This window comes from Merdimmobilis hominis (assembly GCF_016901855.1).
Taxonomy (GTDB): domain Bacteria; phylum Bacillota; class Clostridia; order Oscillospirales; family Ruminococcaceae; genus Paludihabitans.
Map to the genome: position 1 here is coordinate 40,460 of NZ_JACJKY010000014.1, position 17,427 is coordinate 57,886.

General features: G+C 47.7%; 13 protein-coding genes. 5 read left to right on the plus strand and 8 right to left on the minus strand.

The window, feature by feature from the left end:
• Nucleotides 1-47: 47 nt before the first annotated feature.
• The 7 genes from H6A12_RS09110 to H6A12_RS09140 all read right to left on the minus strand — a co-directional run bounded on the left by H6A12_RS09110 (nt 48) and on the right by H6A12_RS09140 (nt 10,668).
• Nucleotides 48-752, minus strand: coding sequence for a M48 family metallopeptidase (locus tag H6A12_RS09110; RefSeq protein ID WP_204447113.1), 705 nt, complete (start codon nt 750-752; stop codon nt 48-50).
• The gene (locus tag H6A12_RS09115; protein ID WP_204447116.1) at nt 752-3,883 is read right to left on the minus strand and encodes a type I restriction endonuclease subunit R; all 3,132 of its coding nucleotides are present in this window, start codon (nt 3,881-3,883) and stop codon (nt 752-754) included. Before H6A12_RS09115 ends, H6A12_RS09110 begins: the two co-directional genes overlap by 1 nt.
• Before the next feature lie 173 nt (nt 3,884-4,056).
• Nucleotides 4,057-5,505: an ATP-binding protein gene (locus H6A12_RS09120; RefSeq protein ID WP_204447118.1), complete on the minus strand. Its 1,449-nt coding sequence runs from the start codon at nt 5,503-5,505 to the stop codon at nt 4,057-4,059.
• A gap of 12 nt (nt 5,506-5,517) precedes the next feature.
• On the minus strand, nt 5,518-6,753 hold the full coding sequence (locus tag H6A12_RS09125; RefSeq protein ID WP_204447121.1) for a restriction endonuclease subunit S: 1,236 nt from the start codon (nt 6,751-6,753) through the stop codon (nt 5,518-5,520).
• Nucleotides 6,747-9,383, minus strand: a complete 2,637-nt coding sequence (locus H6A12_RS09130; RefSeq protein WP_204447123.1) for a type I restriction-modification system subunit M — start codon at nt 9,381-9,383, stop codon at nt 6,747-6,749. The genes H6A12_RS09125 and H6A12_RS09130 overlap by 7 nt, the downstream gene beginning before the upstream one ends.
• 24 nt (nt 9,384-9,407) lie before the next feature.
• A complete protein-coding gene (locus H6A12_RS09135) occupies nt 9,408-9,617 on the minus strand; it encodes a helix-turn-helix domain-containing protein (protein WP_204447125.1) in 210 nt (69 codons plus the stop codon).
• A gap of 163 nt (nt 9,618-9,780) precedes the next feature.
• On the minus strand, nt 9,781-10,668 hold the full coding sequence (locus H6A12_RS09140; RefSeq protein ID WP_204447127.1) for a hypothetical protein: 888 nt from the start codon (nt 10,666-10,668) through the stop codon (nt 9,781-9,783).
• 138 nt (nt 10,669-10,806) lie between these two features.
• On the opposite strand from H6A12_RS09140, the gene H6A12_RS09145 reads away from it, so the two are divergent.
• From H6A12_RS09145 to H6A12_RS09165, 5 genes are all read left to right on the plus strand, one after another.
• A complete protein-coding gene (locus H6A12_RS09145; RefSeq protein WP_191494600.1) occupies nt 10,807-10,986 on the plus strand; it encodes a helix-turn-helix domain-containing protein in 180 nt (59 codons plus the stop codon).
• Between the two features lie 16 nt (nt 10,987-11,002).
• Nucleotides 11,003-13,258 (plus strand): DUF3987 domain-containing protein, encoded by a 2,256-nt coding sequence (locus H6A12_RS09150; protein ID WP_204447130.1) that lies wholly within the window; start codon nt 11,003-11,005, stop codon nt 13,256-13,258.
• Nucleotides 13,259-13,362: 104 nt separating this feature from the next.
• Nucleotides 13,363-13,782 carry a helix-turn-helix transcriptional regulator gene (locus H6A12_RS09155; RefSeq protein WP_204447132.1) on the plus strand — a complete coding sequence of 140 codons (420 nt, stop codon included), beginning with the start codon at nt 13,363-13,365 and terminating at the stop codon, nt 13,780-13,782.
• Between the two features lie 170 nt (nt 13,783-13,952).
• A complete protein-coding gene (locus H6A12_RS09160) occupies nt 13,953-15,230 on the plus strand; it encodes a recombinase family protein (protein ID WP_204447135.1) in 1,278 nt (425 codons plus the stop codon).
• Between the two features lie 73 nt (nt 15,231-15,303).
• On the plus strand, nt 15,304-16,806 hold the full coding sequence (locus tag H6A12_RS09165) for a recombinase family protein (protein WP_345941239.1): 1,503 nt from the start codon (nt 15,304-15,306) through the stop codon (nt 16,804-16,806).
• Between the two features lie 97 nt (nt 16,807-16,903).
• Here H6A12_RS09165 and H6A12_RS09170 read toward each other — a convergent pair whose 3' ends face one another.
• Nucleotides 16,904-17,221 carry a hypothetical protein gene (locus tag H6A12_RS09170; protein ID WP_204447139.1) on the minus strand — a complete coding sequence of 106 codons (318 nt, stop codon included), beginning with the start codon at nt 17,219-17,221 and terminating at the stop codon, nt 16,904-16,906.
• Nucleotides 17,222-17,427: the final 206 nt, after the last annotated feature.

A 17,427-nucleotide genomic window follows, 5' to 3' on the forward strand; every position in this document is an offset into this window, starting at 1 on the left:
CAGAAAGGACAAAGGAAAGTATATAATGCCGGTTTCGCCTAGAACAATTATTTTTCAAAGCAATCCAAAATTTGACCATTTAGCTTTTTACGGATTTCCCTCCAATTCGGCATAAAACGATCCATATGCGCCACAAAGTTATTATTATGATTCTTTTCCATCAGATGTGTCAGTTCATGCAAAATCACATAATCTAAGCATTCTGGCGTTTTCTTTGCCAGCTGAAGATTGAGCCATATTTTGTGGGTCTTCACATTACAGGTACCCCAACGGGTGGTCATATTTTTTGTTTGCCACCCATCGGGATGTAAGCCAGTTATCTTCTCCCACTTAGGGAGAACCCGCTCGATTTCGGCCTTTAAGATTTCACGATACCATTCGTTGACAAAACGTCCCCTCTGTTCGGCGGTACTTTCCTCTCGTACAGTCAGGATTGCCTTATCTCCGTCCAGTTCAAGAGAATTGCCTCTATTGCTGTAGTTTACCAGCAGATAATACTGTCGTCCCCATACATAGAGTGCTTCGCCGGAAACATATTCACGGGCTGTCTGTCTGGGCTGATGTTCAAACTTTTCCTGCTGACGTTTGATCCAACCAATTTTTGTACGGATAAACATTTCAATGCTCTCGTTGCTCAAATTGGCCGGAGCCGAAACCTCTACATGACCGTTTGGCGGTTTGACATAGAGGTGCATATTTTTAATTGCTTTCTTTGTTACTGACACTTCTATGCCATTCACCATTATCTGCATTAGTATTCCTCTTGTTCTACAATAATTTTAAACACCCGCTCGACTTCATCCTTGCTCTTCAGGATTTTGAGCAGTTCCCTTTTAATGCGGCGTTCTTTGACTGGGTCATTACGGAATCTATCCATCTTGGAGCGCATCACTGCTGCATGAAGGGCTTCTGCCAAATTTACATCGCAGCCTGTATTATCATACAATGCTCGCATCGCCGCGCTGTGACGCACTTTCTCTGGATAACTCTCATTTTCCTCGGGTTTTGTAACATTGCGGGCAAGTTCTATATACTTTTCCAGCAACTGCTTGTAGGTAAGGACACCTTGTTTACGTTCCAAAATAAGTTGCTCCAAAACAGCAGACATTTTTTCGTAGTATTTGGGGTTGAGTACAATTTTCTCAACCACCTTTTTACGAATGTTATTCTCAATTGCCTCGGCTGCACTTTCCTGCTCACCAGGTTTAGAGCCATCGCCTTCAATTTTTTCACGCTGTGCCAGAATGAAATCCAGCAGTGTAAAGTCATCAAAGTCTCCAATAACCTTGGCATCTTCCGCAACAATATAGTTGTCAATCAGGTAACGCATTCCGGGTTCATATGCTTTCAAGTCAATAAAGTCACCACTGGAGCGGCCAATTGTGGCTTTCAGCGCAACATAGAAATTGACTTTTTTGTCATACTGCTCCTGCTGTATATCGGTATATCCCAGTTCATCGAACATGGGCTTCACTTCAGCATAGGCACGAATCAGGGAATTAACCAGCCGATACAATCGTTCCCGGATTCTTGCGAAAGCTTCATCGTTATCCACATCAATTCCATTTTCACCGCAGAAATAATGCAGATAGTTGATTTCTTCCTTGGGATACTCCACTCCCTCACAAAGCTCATCCAGTTCGTCCAGAATCTTTTCAAACCGCTTCTGCGCCTCGGTTTTTCTGTCCTTCAAAAGCCCCTCTACATCCTCATCAGCATATCCCTCAAAGGCACCAGAAGTGTACTTTTCCATAGCAGAAGACAGGTCGCCGAAAAGTTGCTTATAATCAACGATATAGCCGAAATCTTTGTCCTCACCATCCAGACGATTGACACGGCAAATTGCCTGGAACAGCCCGTGGTCATGCATGGACTTATCAATGTACAGATATGTACAGGGAGGTGCATCGAAACCGGTCAGCAGCTTGTCCACCACGATCAGCAGCTTCATGTTGTACGGTTCATCAATGAACTTTTTCTTTGCCGCCGCTTCAAATTCCTCCACCTTTTTTGCAATGCCATTTTTATCAGCAAAATCCGGGTTAATGCCGATCATCTGCAAATAAATGCGATACTTTTCAAACGCATCGGTTTCCTCATCATCGCTGACGGTCTCCGTGCGGACGTCGCCTGCATTAGGTTCATAGGAGGAAATAACAGCGCATTTCTTAAAGTTCTTCTGCTGAAACAGTTCGTAATACTTACAAGCCGTCAAAATATCGTTTGCCACCAGAATTGCATTGCCACTGCCGTCTGCTAGTCTTGCCTTGGTTTCAAAGTCGAATATGATATCACAAACGATTTTCTCTAGCCGGGAACGGGAACTGTATACAGTCTGCATATTGCCCCAAACCTGCTTCAGTCTGGCTTTTGCCCTCGGCATTAAACCTCGGGTCTTGGCATCAAACCATGCATCGATTTTTGCTTGGGACATAATTTCTTGAGGGATGTCTCGGTACTCATAACGAAGGTCAAGGACAACTCCGTCGGCCACACCTTCATCAAATTTGTAGGTGTGGATATACCGACCAAAGACCTCGATACTGGTGGCCTTATCCGATTTCAGCAGCGGAGTACCAGTGAAACCCACAAAAATGGCGTTGGGCATGATGGTTTTCATAGCCAGATGCAGTTTGCCGGACTGGGTACGGTGGCACTCATCCACGAAAACATATATGTCATCTTTTGCACTGAAATTGGCGGGGAGCGATGCCTTCAATTCCTCAATGTACTTGTCGTAATCCTTTTCAGTGGCCTCGCCGCCACGTTTACCGAATTTATGAATTAGAGAGCAAAGCAACCTATCCTCATGAGAGTTCAGCCGAGCCAGCAGGTCTGCACCGCTCTTGGTGCGGATAATGGTTTCGCTGACACCTTTGAAATTCTTCTCAATCTGCTCATCTAATTCATCCCGGTCTGTCACAACCAAAACACGGGCAGTCGGAATGTTTGCCAGCAGCCACTTAGAGAGCCAAATCATCGTCAGGGACTTGCCGCTACCTTGGGTGTGCCAAATAATACCGCCCTTACCGGTTGCCAGACGCTTTTGCGCTCTCATGATGCCATAATACTGGTTGTATCGGCAGACCTTTTTCTGCCCCTTATCGAAAATAAGGAAATTGTGGATGAGGTTCAGAAACCGCTCCTTATAGAACATGGCATACAGTGCACTGTCCAACTTATTGGGAATGGTAGCACAAACCTCTTCGATTTTGATGTCCATTTCGCTGCGCTCTTCCGGGTACTCTGTAAAACCATCCTTTTTCCATTCCAGATAATACTTCTCTGGGGTTTTGATGGTACCATAGCGCAGACCTTCACTGTCATTACCTGCCATGCAGAACTGCATGGTGGTAAAGAAGGGCTGAATGAACATTTCCCGCTGATTGGTCAGATTCTGCCGGATGCCATTGGAAACAGAAACGGTACTTTTCTTCAGCTCAATAATTGCCACAGCAATGCCGTTCAGATATACAACCAGATCCGGCCGCTTTTCGTTGTTGGCAATCACAGTAACCTCTTCAGCAATTTCAAAAAGATTTTCGTCGGGGGTGTCCCAGTCAATGAAATATACAGTGGTTTCATTTTCGTCAGCGTTTTCTTTGATTTTTGCACCGTATTTCAAAAGCTGATATACGGCACGGTTGGCGGCATACATCCCCTCCTGCAGGTTGGCGGCAGCTTTGACCAGTTCCTCCACTGCACGGGTTGCAACCGTAGAAGAATAGCCGTGGTCGGTAAGCCAACGAGTCAGCTTTTCTTCGTCTATATTTCGATTTGCCTGATCTTTCAGATTACCAATATAGTTGTAACGCAGCTTGGTCTGAAAGAATTCAATAACACGCTTCTGCGTTGCAGCCTCAGGCTTGCCTACACGATCCATTACGTTTCCTCCTATCTATGAGTGTCAAACAAATTTCAGAACAGCAAGTTACCGGCAAGTTAAAACGAATCAATATATAGATTATATTAGCGATAAAACAACCATATATTGTGCTTAAATTAGGCTTTCGCAAAAGGAAATTGATTGTGCAGCAAGTTACCGGCAAGTTAAGATCATGCCCAGATCGGGACATATTTCATGTACCTAGGTGCAGTTGTAGGATCCAGTGGTTTGATGTATCCCGCCGAAACAGCATCTTTAATCAGCCTAGATGCCGTTCCGGAGGAAGAGTCTTTCAAACCAAAGCGTTCGCGAAGGGAACTATTGGTCAAATATTCTCCTCCAACATATCGAATGCAGGCGTGTAAATAGCAGGCCCACAATTTATCCTCCAGTAGAATATTCGAGAATGGAATCTCTGCATACAATGTTACACGCGTACTTTCCTCATAAAGGTCGATTCGCGGGGCAGGAAGCTGGAGCATTTCACAAGTGATAACAATTTTATCCCATCCGGTGCCCAACTCCTCACACATTCTCAAACGTCGCATCAATGCAGCAAGCTTCTCGTTTCGCGATCTTGGAGGGTTGTCGATAATTCGCCTGATGTCAACTAATGGAGTTCCCGAATTGGTAACCTCAATCCGATTGTCAAAAATCTCAACTACTGGTCCGGTACCTGTGATTGAAAAATCCTGGTGAATCAAGGCATTCGCCACAATTTCTCTAATGGCCAAAAGAGGATAGGCAGATTTTGACTCTCTCAGTGCGCCGCTAATTTGTTCTTGTGTGGGTATGAGAGCTGAAATGTACTTGATCAGGCCCTCAAAACCGACCACATAACCTTTGCTGCCAGTATCCTCCTTGAGCATATTTAGACGGTTATTTCCACTATATTGAACGACACGTACTGCTTTTCGGGCAATTCTAGGGAAATCAGCCAGACGCTTGGCTAGAAGAATAGCACCCAAGTTAGTAATTGAGAATAATCCATTATCCTGCCGGACAAGAATTTCCTCCTCCTGCATATAGTGAGCAATGGCATCTGCTTCGGTCGGCTGTGGAATACCTGTAATATCAAAATAAATTTGATAATCCAAATAACGAATGGCCTCGTTTAAATCCAGATTCTCCTTGGCATACCGCTCTTCAAATTTGGAATTGCGAAGTCTATCCCAAAGTTGGGACTGCAAAGTAGGATATTCATTCAACTTTTTCGTGTAACTCCCCACTCTAATATAGTCAACCTTCTCAAACATGACAGTCTGATTGGTCGCTCTATATATTATGAGCACACCGACGGTTACATCATTCATTGGAACAGAGTGAAATTCAAAATCTGCATTTTTTGAAAGCAAGCACCGCAGCCAATTCTCCAATTCCTGGTTGCCTTTTTTCAATGTTTGCAAATTATAGCTTGTCCCGACAATCTCATGGGTTGTGTCATCAATGCCCCAGAGCATATAGGCACAAGTCTTTTCGTGCAGTGCTGCACTGTTTGCCAATGCGCTGATATCCTGCCCAATCATTTCGGGTTTATAGTTATTATGTTTAAATTCTACCCATGGCGTTTCATTGGGCAATTTTCTCAATTCGTTGATCAATCTTTCCAGGTTTTGCATTGTGACACCTCCTCACACCAATCGAATACGCCCGGTAAGCAGTTCGCTCATCATACCAGACTTGATTCCACGATATTTATTCAGTTCTTTTACCAATTTTTCAATTTCATAATCAATATCTGTGAAAACGCTTGCAATAGCAACCTGTTCTTCAAGATCGACGGGGATTCGCACACTAAATTCCTCAATCAATTTTTTTGTTAATCCACCACGTCCACCTCCACCATCCGAAAGTTCCCTCAGTGCTTTATATTGCGTATCCATGTAGTAATATAAAAACTTCGAATCGAACTCAGATGGATTAGGCAAAATTGCTGCAATAGATTGATTTGTGCACAAAGAAATAGTATTGTACGCTGCTGTTCCCCTGGTCTTCCCTTGACCGGCTAATCCGATTAGTACGCAGTGGGCTGGAATAATACGTGTGCTGGAGTTTTCAAGTCCGGCTTGAGTTATGCGGCCTTGAACGAAAGATACAACTTTCTTATTTAATTCACCCGAGCTCATCCACGGGATGTCTCCGCCCCAATAAGCAGGATTAGCTGTGCTAGGTGTCCCACCAGCATATACATCTGCGAAACTGCCGATTGCTATGTCATGCCAATCCCCTCTAAATCCCTTAAGCCGCCGTTTGCCCGTCAGCAGTTCCTGCATAGAACCTTGCTTGACGGCTTTCTTTTTTGCAATCAGCTTTTCCAGATTGGTAATCAGTGCATCAATATCAGAGAGAGCTGTAGCGATCTTTTGTTGTTCTGGAAAAGGAGGCCTTTGTAGAGCGATTTTGCAAAGGTTTGTTTTTGAAAGTTCGAGAAATGTAGATCCAATAGCAAGTGCATACATATCATCTTTTTTTATCTGAAGCAAATAATATAGAAAATCAGGACTGTTTTCGCCATTCAGAATGATGTTCTTAAAGCCTTGATTTGTTGTCATTGGAATAGAACAAAGTTTCAACTCACCAATGGTCGCACGCGTACATAATAAAATAGAGTTGTTTGGCATTAGTGTAGCTGCAGAATTATTTAATCCATCGATAGTAATTGTTCTATCCGTCTTACTGATGTATTTCCCTGCAGTTTTAGTTATATCAGAAGGAGTACACCAAGCAATAGCGCCATCCCAATATTTTGGGATGTTTGTAGATGGTGTTCCTCCGCCATAAATTTGACCATATTGTTCAATGTTACAGCATTCCCAATCTTCTGGAATAACCCCTATTTCTGTTTGTTTATACCCTGGCTTCACCATGCAAACCCCATCCTTTCCAGATGAGATTTTACCTTTGCCTCATAATCCTCTACCAAAGTGGATAATGCAGGCAGCGTATCCTCATAGCGCTCTGCCAATTCCACAATACGGTCAGTGATATTATGGGAAATTGCCACATAAAGGGCATCAATGCCGTCATAAATGGAGTAGTACCATTTTTTATTGACCAGCAGTTCCTTGATTTCCTCCACATTCAGGGCGGTATATTTTTCTTTCAGTTTTTCTTCCAGGGCAGCTTTCAGCGCCTTGACCAGCTTGCTTTGCTCATCATTTTTGATCATAAGGGACTGCAGGGACATCAGCCGCTCATAATCCTCCGCATACACCTCCGGTACGGGGGTCGTTGCCCGTAGTTCTGCGATGCGAGCCTTAATGCTGCTGGCATTCACATTGCCCTTGTCATTTTTTGCAGATAGGCATAGAGGATGCTTTACCAAATATGCATCCAGTTCTTTCTTTTTCATTGGCAGCGCCCCCAGCAGTACAGACAGCACAGACAATTCCTCAGACTGGATCTTACTGCGGATATCATCAATAGCGGCTTTCAGCGCCTTTGCAGGAACTTTGCCTTTGTCATCCATCAGTTCTGCAATGGTGGAGCCATCCTCGGCGCTTTCCAGCATTTCATCGATTTGTGCCTGGGTATCCGCAATAATAACCTCGGCAGCATCAATCGCTTTTGATTCTTCGGAGAAATAGGCATTAGTCATAATCGTCTTTGGAATCAGTTTGCCATCCCAGCTTTTCACCTTATCGGTGACTTCGATGATGGTTTCATCTCCATCCTTACGGGTTTTGACTACATATTCATAACTCAGATCCCGTCCGGCTTCATAGCCATCATGGATCACTACATACACATCATCGGACATAACTTCCAACCAGTATGCTAAAAGCACCTGGTATACATCGTATTTATCAATCAGTTCCACACCCTCAAACTGGGTGAGAATGCGCTCTGACAGTCGGACAATAAGCTCCTTGGCTTCCAGATAGGCGTTGATATTACGAAGTTCACCGTCTACTGATTCACGCCACTGCATAAAGGCATTGTCAAGCTTATCGGCATAGGCAGAAAATTCCTCATCATCGTGGATAATACTGCGAATATCATCCTTGACAACATTCAACTGATAGAATCCATCTCGCAGTATAGAAAACAGTTTGTGTTTTAGCTGAGGGAAAATTGCCCAATACCGATCCAGGCTATCCACATCATAGGCAGGAATGCCGCCCTTCAAATGCGCTTCGATACTTTGCAGATCTTCGGTAATGCCGGAATCAATATAACGGGAAATATTCAGGTTGTAGTCATTCTTCCTGGTAATTTCGCTCATTGGAACGAAACGGGCGTAATGGGGATCGGTTGTAATCTGCTCGTTGAAAGTGGTAACGATTTTATAAATATCCCGCTCACGCAAGCGATTCTTGTTGCCATCTTTTACAAAGTCCCGGCTGGCATCAATCATAAAAATGCCAGTGCGCTCATCAGCATCTTCCTTGTCGATGATAATGATACAAGCCGGAATACCTGTGCCATAGAACAGATTTGCAGGCAACCCGATGATTCCCTTGATAAATCCGGTCCTGATAAGGGTCTTTCTGATTTCACCCTCGGCATTACCACGGAACAGGACACCATGAGGCAGAATGACAGCAGCCTTACCTGTTCTTTTCAGGGATTTCAGAATGTGCATCAACCATGCATAGTCGCCGTTTTTCTCGGGCGGTCTCTCACCATAGCCATCGAAACGGCCGTACTCTTTCAATCCATCCGTCCAGTTCTTGATAGAAAACGGGGGATTGGCGACAATATAATCAAAGCGGCGCAGAACGGTCTCATCAGATCCATCCTCAAAGAATTGGGGATCAGAAAATGTATTTCCGGATACAATGGTAGCCGTTGCCCAGTCGTGCAGCACCGCATTCATTTTTGCAAGGCCTGCCGTGGTAGTGTCCTTTTCCTGACCATAGCCGGACAAAGCAATAGGAGCCTCGTTCAAGGCTCTAATCAGGAGCGATCCCGAGCCGCAGGCGGGATCATAAATTGTTGCCTCGGGTCTGGTTTCATTGGAAATGCCGATTACTTTTGCCAAAATACGAGATACTTCCGCGGGGGTATAGAACTGTCCCTTGCTCTTGCCGCTTTCGGTGGCAAACTTCCGCATCAAATATTCATAGGCATCACCAATTAGGTCATCACCCTCTGCACGGTTCTTTGAAAAATCCAGTTCCGGACGGCGAAAAATCTCAATCAGCTTACTCAGCTTCTTTACCATTTCCTCGCCCTTGCCCAGTTTATCCGGGTCATTAAAAGATACCTTATCGATAACACCGCGCAGATTGTTGGCTTCGGCCAACTTTGCAATGACCTTATTGATGCCCTCGCCAATATTTTTCTTGCCGATTAGCTTGACCATATCGTCAAAGCTACCGCCTTCGGGAATTTCAATATCGGCATAATCTTCGCCTGTAAACTTGTCCGAAACATATTTTACGAACAGAAGAGTCAGTATATAATCCTTATACTGAGATGCGTCCATGCCGCCTCTCAGTGCATCGCAGCTTGCCCACAGGGAACTGTATAATTCGCTCTTTTTAACAGCCATGTTTGTATTGCTCCTAACTACAGATCATTTTTGATCCGGAATAAATTCCAGAATATCGTTCGGTGTACATCCCATAGCAACACAAATACTCTCGACCTTGTCCAGGGCAATATACTGACCGTTTTTTAACTTCGTAATAATATTTGCAGAAATACCTGCATCGTGCATCAGCTGTGCATTTGAAACATCTTTTTCAATCATCATATGCAGCAACCGCTTGTAGCTCACAGCCATGTCGATACCTCCAAGTATAGATAGTTAATTGTATCACAGTTCCGTGAAAATATCAATGCTTCAATGCTGATTTTCGGCAAAAGCTGAATAATCTGGGGTGAATGGTTAGAATTATGAATTTCTAGTTCTAGTTCTCTTGGGTCTCTTGATTACTCTATATTGCCTACCGCCTTTTGCGATAATAATACTCCTTGGATTTGAGTTTGTTCCGCACGCTCTGGCACTCCAGTGTCCCACAGTATTTCTGCCGATTCCCACGCTTGATGAACGCCTTGCCGCAAGCCTGGCAAAAGGCGATGTTGGTTTTGCCGCCGTAGTCGTCCAGGGCGTTAGCATTCACCGCCATAAATCTGGCAAGACCAAAATATGCCGCGTCCACGACGGATTTGACCACAGGCTGAAGCTGGATCTGTCCGGTGGAAATATCATATTCCAGTCCCATTTTCAGTTTCGGTATGTTCTCGATGAAATCCTGCAATACCAAAGGACGGTGAACGGAATCCGCCCGGTACCACGCATGGAGCAAATTTTTCTCATCCGGCACACGAACTTCCCCATAGATCCGCTGCGCATCGGTTATTTTGCCTTCCATCAGACTGCGGATGGCAAAGAGGGTCATGGTGTCGGTATAAAGCTGTTCCAGATCCTGTACCATGTCTTTCACAGAAATACTGTAGCATTCGATCACATTGACCAGCATATCCCAGTATTGGTCGGCATCATTATCGACCTGTTCCAATGCAGCAACATCATCCCCATAGTGATAGTAAGGGTGAATGTTCTCCAGACTCCAGCGGATCAGAATTTCGGCACATTCCTTCAATGGCTTTTCCCGGAGTTCCAGATTCAGATTACACAATTCAATCAGCAGTTCCTGCCCGGAAGGATACCCCTTATAGGTGATGGGAAACTGCCCTGAGGTATATTCCGCAAATATCGTCAACATACCCTCCACGGTTCCAATTCTGTATGAATGGAACCGGAGGGTATGTTTTTTTATGTCTCCAATACCACCAATCTCATAGTCATCCAGCAGTTTCTTCAGTTCCATCTCTTCACTCCTCTTTTTTACCGTTAATCTTACCGTTAAAAACGCAAATTACAATCAAAATCTTACTGATAGAATAAAGATTTCCGTTCCTATTATATGCGACAATATAGATGAACACAAGAGAAAGGAGCAAAATTGATGAAAAAACATTCTTGTAAGGCGGTATTCAACCTAAAAGAGGCGGCATCTTACCTCGGAATCAGCGTTCCCACCCTAGTGCGCCTGCTGAAGAGCGGAGAGATTCCCTGCCGCCGGGGAGGACAGCGGTGGCTGATCGCACAATCTGTCCTGGATGATTGGCTGAAGCAGAAAAGCTGAGAAGGGAGTGAACACTATGGCCCAAACAATACCGATTACCGTGTACACGGCAGACTGCACCGGAAACGCATCCAACTGTCTGTACCCCAACAAAATTGAAATCGCCGACGAAGCATCCGCGAAGTTAGCGTTTGCCAAGGACCTGGTCTGTGCTCGGTACAGGAACAATTACCGGAGTATCGACAATTTTGAACTGTCCAATGCCCTGCCCGGGGACTGCGACAATGAGCACTCCGATGATCCCCAGGATTGGGTCACCGCGGAGGATGTCGCTGACCTTTTTACCGATGTTCCCCATGTGATCCACTACAGCCGCCACCACATGAAACAGAAAGGGAACAAAGGCCCTCGTCCACGGTTTCATGTTGTATTACTCATACAACCGGAACAGGACGCGGAGCGGTATACGACTCTCAAGCAGCGTCTTCAAGCGGCATTCCCTTTTTTTGATGCTAACGCCATGGACGCCGCCCGGTTCCTGTTCGGCACGGGGGATCCTCAGGTACTCTATCATCCCGGCACCGTCACCCTGAATGACTTTTTGGATGAGATGGACGGCGAACAATCATTTGCCGACCTAGAATATTCCATTCCGGAGGGAAGTCGCAACAGCACCATGTCCCGGATCGGAGCCAGGATCATCAAACGGTACGGCGATACTGCGGAGGCAAAGAATCTGTTTTTCCAAGCGGCCCAGCAATGCTCCCCACCTCTGGAGGATCGGGAGTTGGAAAGTATCTGGGCAGGAAAACAACGGCTCTATTCCAAAATCTGCAACCAGCCTGGATACATCCCGCCGGATGCTTACAACAGTACCGGTCCCATAGTCTGGGACACGCCCATCCCATTTGACGAATATGCCCTCCCCACATTTCCCGTGGACGCATTACCGGAAGTCATTCGCCGCTATGTGCTGGCGGTGGCAGAGTCCACCCAGACCTCCGTGGATATGGCTGCGGTAGAGGTTTTGGGCGTTGTGTCTCTGTGCAGCCAAGGAAAATACTTCATCCGGGGCAATGCGGACTGGACAGAACCCCTCAACACCTACACGGTCGTCATCCTCCCGCCTGCGGAGCGAAAATCCTCGGTGCTGTCCATGATGATCCACCCGGTGGAAGTATATGAAAAATTGGAAAACGAACGGCGCAGTCCGGAAATCGTCCAAAGCCAAATGGAACTGAGCAAGTTGGAAAAGGAGAAGCGCAGTTTGGTGGAGCGGGCATCCAAGGGCAAAGCAACCGAGGAAGATATCAAAAGCAAGGCCAAAGAAATAGCCGAATACGAACCGGTGAAACCTCTCCGACTCTTCGTGGACGATGTGACCTCTGAAAAGCTGACTTCCGTTCTGGCCGAGAACAACGGTTGTGCGGCGGTGGTTTCCGCAGAGGGCGGTATCTTCGATATCATCAGCGGCCTGTACAGCCGCAATGTAAATATCGATGTATTCCTCAAAGGTCACAGCGGTGATACCATCCGAGTTGACCGCATCGGCAGAGCCAGCGAAAGCATCATCCACCCGGCATTGACCATGGTGCTGGCAGTGCAGCCGGAAGTGCTGAACGGGCTGATGAGCAACAACACCTTCCGTGGTCGTGGTCTGACTGCCCGGTTCCTTTACTCCATGCCGAAATCCACCGTCGGCAACCGTTCTTTCTCCACGAAACCAATCCCGGAAGGTGTCAGAGTCAGGTATCGGGACCTGATTGAGGCCATTCTTTCCAGTGACAACGAGCAGCAGCCAATCAGCCTGGACGATGGAGCCGAGGAAGTGCTGGAAACCTTGTTCAACGAGGTGGAAGGTCGGCTGAAAGGTGACTTGGCAGAGATCCCCGACTGGGCGGGTAAGTTCGTGGGTTCCGTCCTGCGTATCAGCGGCATTCTGCACGTCATGAAATATCCCAAGGACTCCATGTTCGACTTCGTCGACAAAGTAACCATGGAGAGCGCCGTTACCATCGGCAGATACTTTCTGGAACACGCCAAAGCCGCATATTCCCTCATGGGCGCCGATGTCGTAAACAAGAATGCCCAGTATCTGCTCTCTGCCATCAAACGGGAGCGGCTTACGGAGTTCTCCCGCCGGGATGCCATGCGGCGTTGCCGACGGTTCAAGACCGCCGAAAGTCTGCAGCCCGTGCTGAATCGCCTGTGCGAATATGGCTATATCGCACTCAAACCTACGGAAGGCATCCAGACCTTGGGGAGGAAGCCCTCGGAGGTCTACCTGACCAATCCCGCCGTGCTGGAGGATACCCCGGGGGTAGGGGGATAAAAATCTCTGTCGCTTTTCATAGCGGACAACGGCCTGGGGCTTCACGCACAAAAACCGCAAATTCAAAGGGGTAATTACCCAAAAGTAAATCAGGAGGTTTTACCATGACCAAATATCAAATTGAAGTGCTGAACACGATGCGTAGCCGGGGAAAGTCCCCTTCTGCTATCGCCGCCGTACTGCAAATCTCTGTCAATACCGTCCGTTCCTATATGCGCCGCCACCCTCCGGAAGATGTCCTTCAGGTAGAGTGCCTTTGGTGCGGAAAACCCATCGTGCAGGTAAAGGGCAGAAAAGCCAAACGGTTCTGCTCCGACAAGTGCCGGAATACTTGGTGGAACGCCCACCCGGAAAAGGTACAACGTAAAGCCTATTATCGTCTGACCTGCGAATACTGCGGAAAGGAGTTTATCAGCTATGGCAACCGGAACCGAAAATACTGCTCCCGTGCCTGCTATGCCGATGCAAGAAGATCTCATCCTGTACCGGATCCTGTCGGCAATGCTGGAATACCTCTGCTGTGAGGGAGAACTGGATGAACAGACCCGTGACCGTGCCAAAAGGGTTCTTGCCGTGAAAATCGGCATGACCCAGGACAGCATCTTTCTTTGAGATACAGCCGATATAGACTTGCTATTTTCTCTGAAACGAGCAATATATGTTACCGACGATACTTGATACAAAGGAGGACACTATGCCAAGAACCGTAACGCAAATTCAGTTTCCGACACCCATGCCAAAAGCCCGTCGGGTGGCGGCATATGCCAGAGTGTCCAGTGATAAGGACACCATGCTGCACTCCCTGGCGGCTCAGGTGGACTACTACAGCACCTACATCCGCCACCACCCGGGCTGGGCGTATGTGGGTGTGTACGCCGACGAAGCCAAGACCGGTACCAGGGACAGCCGTGAGAACTTCCAACGGATGCTCGCCGACTGCCGGGCAGGCGAAATAGACCACATCATCACCAAGTCCGTTTCCCGCTTTTCCCGCAACACCGTGACTCTTCTGGAAACCATCCGGGAACTGAAAGGCCTGGGCATCAGCGTATATTTTGAAGAACAATCCATCGATACCTCCACCGCCGACGGAAAACTGATGCTCTCCATCCTGGCAAGCTATGCCCAGGAAGAAAGCCTCTCCGCCAGTGAAAATCAAAAGTGGCGAGTCAGGCGCAACTTTGAGCAGGGCATTCCATGGCGCTTCTTCATGCTGGGGTACCGTGGAGAGAACGGCAGGCTGGTGGTGGTCCCGGAAGAAGCGGATATTGTCAGAGGAATCTTTCGGGACTATCTGGATGGAAAAGGAACTGCCGCCATTGTCAAGCGACTCAACGAGGAAGGGTATGCCACCCAAAGTGGCTGCGTCTTTCACAAGAGTGCCGTGGACAGAATCCTGCGCAACTACGCCTATACCGGAAATCTCCTTCTCCAGACCAAATTTCGTGAGAACCATCTGACCAAAATCACCCGGAAGAATCGGGGAGAACTGCCCCAATATCATGCAGCGAATACCCACGAAGCCATTATCCCGCCGGAAACCTTTCAGGCTGTTCAGGATGAGATCCAGCGGAGAAAGGAGAAATATGCACCCGCTAAACCACGGAAAGTCTCCCTGTTTAGCGGCCTTATCACCTGCGCCATCTGCGGCAAACATTACCGCCGCAAAACCACCGGCACGGGACCGGTCTGGATCTGTTCCACCTACAATTCTTACGGGAAAGCCCACTGCCCCTCCAAAGCCGTCCCAGAGGAAAAGCTAATGCAAACCGCCGCTCAGGTGGGGCCTGTGAGCGAAATCACGGCGATTACTGCCCGAAACGGCAACCTGTTGGAGTTTACTCTCAAGGACGGGACAAAAGCCGTAAAACGCTGGCAGGACCGCTCCCGTGCGGAGAGTTGGACAGAGGAGATGCGCCGGGTCGCTGGCGAAAAGACACGAGAGAGGAAGAAAGACCATGCCGAAAGCTAAAAATGTCACTGTCATACCCGCTACAATCAATCTCCACACCAAAATGCCCGCCAAAGAGCGGGTGCGCCGCAGGGTGGCGGCCTACGCCCGGGTCTCCACGGACAGTGAGGAACAGCTCACCTCCTACGAAGCTCAGGTGGACTACTATACACGATTTATCCAGGACAATCCGGATTGGGATTTCGTTGGGGTCTACACCGACGAAGGGATTAGTGCCGTTAACACCAAGCGCCGGGAGGGCTTTAACCGCATGATCCGGGATGCACTGGCGGGGAAAATCGACCTGATTGTCACCAAGAGCGTCAGCCGTTTTGCACGAAACACCGTGGACAGCCTGACTACCATCCGCAATCTGAAAGAAGTGGGGTGTGAATGTTTCTTCCAGAAAGAAAATATCATGACTTTTGACTCCAAAGGTGAACTGCTTATCACCATTATGTCCAGTCTCGCTCAGGAGGAAAGCCGAAGCATTTCCGAAAATGTCACATGGGGTCAGCGAAAGCGGTTCTCCGACGGCAAGGTCAGCATTCCCTATGGTCAATTTTTGGGCTATCGCAAGGGGTCGGACGGACTTCCGGAGATCGTCCCCGAAGAAGCGGAGATTATCAAACGCATCTACCGGGAGTTCCTCGCGGGGAAATCTACCAACGCCATCGCCGCCGCACTGACAAACGACGGCGTCCCAACGCCGGGTAAAAAGACTGTCTGGCAGAGAGCAACCGTGGAAAGCATTCTGCGCAATGAAAAGTATAAAGGCTCCGCGCTGCTCCAAAAGTCCTTCACCGTGGACTTTCTCACGAAGAAGACCAAAATCAACGAGGGAGAGATTCCGCAGTACTATGTGGAGGACAGTCATCCTGCCATTATAGAGCCTTGGGCATGGGCACAGGTTCAGAACGAACTGGAGCGGCGCAAAAACAGCCGGAAACGGCATCGCCAGACAAGCCCGTTCTCCGGGAAGATCATCTGCGGCGACTGCGGAGATATTTTTGGTTCCAAAACCTGGCACTCCACCGATCGCTACCGCCGTGTCATCTGGCAATGCAACGGCAAATTCAAAGGAGATCACAAGTGCGAAACGCCTCATCTGACCGAGGAGCGCCTGAAAGAACTGTTTCTGATGTCACTGGGCGAATACCTTTCCGATCGGGACGGTGCCATCGAGCGGCTCCGCTACGCCAAAAAGGTACTTACGGACACCGATTTCATTGATGCGGATATTGCTAATCTGGAAGAGGAATTAAACGCTGTCGCCGCAATGCTGCGGGTGTGTATTGAACAGAATGCTGCCAACACCGTCACGGAAGAAAGCTACCGATCCGCCCATGATGACCTGTGCAGCCGCTACAAGGAGATCCAAACCAAACTGGCCACCCTGCAAAAACAACGCGACAAAATGAACGCGGACGCCATCACCATCGTCGGCATGATGTTCGAGTTGGGTGAATTGGACGACCTGCCCCTTACTTTCGATGAAAAACTCTGGCAGGGCACCGTCGACCATGTCACCATCTACGCTGACGAGCGGGTGGTATTCCGGTTCAAGGATGGAAAGGAAGTCAAAACGAGACTATGAGACAAAACAAAAGCAGACCCAGGTGGCAGGTATGATTCTGTCGACCTGGGTCTGTTTTTCTGTTTGTCCTTGTTAGATGTGAAAGGCTCTGTGAGTTTCAGTCCTGAACAGTTTCTTCCATTAACTCCAGCATCAGCTGCGCTCCCAATTGGAGTCCGGCAAAGAAAGCAATCCGCTCATGCTCGGCACAGAGAGAACCTACCAGGAAAAACACTCGGTTGTTCTCCCGGAAGGACAGTTCTTCAAGGCGGTCATTCAATTCACGGCTGATTTCCTTGGTTTTCTCATTGCCCATGTAGTGGCTTTCACTGTAGTGCCAGTACAAAGAATCCATTGCAGGATGATCCCACTCCCCATCAAAGAGGATTGGGTTGGCCTCGACATATTGCCGCAGCCGTTTTATATAGTCGTCCATTTCATTACCCTCCTTCAAAGGTGTGTGTCATGTTAACTCTAGAGGCGGCAAATTACAAGTAGGTGTTCTGCCCGAAGATTTGCTGTCCTTTTTGTCCCTTTTGTCCCGGGGGTACAAGAAGAAAACCGTCCACAGCGGGCAGTGCTCCCGGCCATGGACGGCTTTTTTATATAGAGAATAATAATTTATCGTTTCTATCTTTCAAC

Bases quoted from the DNA above. Each gene is read 5' to 3' on its own strand.
- H6A12_RS09155 (WP_204447132.1), top strand. From the start codon at position 13,363: ATGACCAAATATCAAATTGAAGTGCTGAACACGATGCGTAGCCGGGGA.
- H6A12_RS09130 (WP_204447123.1), bottom strand. From the start codon at position 9,383: ATGGCTGTTAAAAAGAGCGAATTATACAGTTCCCTGTGGGCAAGCTGC.
- H6A12_RS09170 (WP_204447139.1), bottom strand. From the start codon at position 17,221: ATGGACGACTATATAAAACGGCTGCGGCAATATGTCGAGGCCAACCCA.
- H6A12_RS09110 (WP_204447113.1), bottom strand. From the start codon at position 752: ATGCAGATAATGGTGAATGGCATAGAAGTGTCAGTAACAAAGAAAGCA.
- H6A12_RS09140 (WP_204447127.1), bottom strand. From the start codon at position 10,668: ATGGAACTGAAGAAACTGCTGGATGACTATGAGATTGGTGGTATTGGA.
- H6A12_RS09115 (WP_204447116.1), bottom strand. From the start codon at position 3,883: ATGGATCGTGTAGGCAAGCCTGAGGCTGCAACGCAGAAGCGTGTTATT.
- H6A12_RS09150 (WP_204447130.1), top strand. From the start codon at position 11,003: ATGGCCCAAACAATACCGATTACCGTGTACACGGCAGACTGCACCGGA.
- H6A12_RS09135 (WP_204447125.1), bottom strand. From the start codon at position 9,617: ATGGCTGTGAGCTACAAGCGGTTGCTGCATATGATGATTGAAAAAGAT.
- H6A12_RS09160 (WP_204447135.1), top strand. From the start codon at position 13,953: ATGCCAAGAACCGTAACGCAAATTCAGTTTCCGACACCCATGCCAAAA.
- H6A12_RS09145 (WP_191494600.1), top strand. From the start codon at position 10,807: ATGAAAAAACATTCTTGTAAGGCGGTATTCAACCTAAAAGAGGCGGCA.
- H6A12_RS09125 (WP_204447121.1), bottom strand. From the start codon at position 6,753: ATGGTGAAGCCAGGGTATAAACAAACAGAAATAGGGGTTATTCCAGAA.
- H6A12_RS09120 (WP_204447118.1), bottom strand. From the start codon at position 5,505: ATGCAAAACCTGGAAAGATTGATCAACGAATTGAGAAAATTGCCCAAT.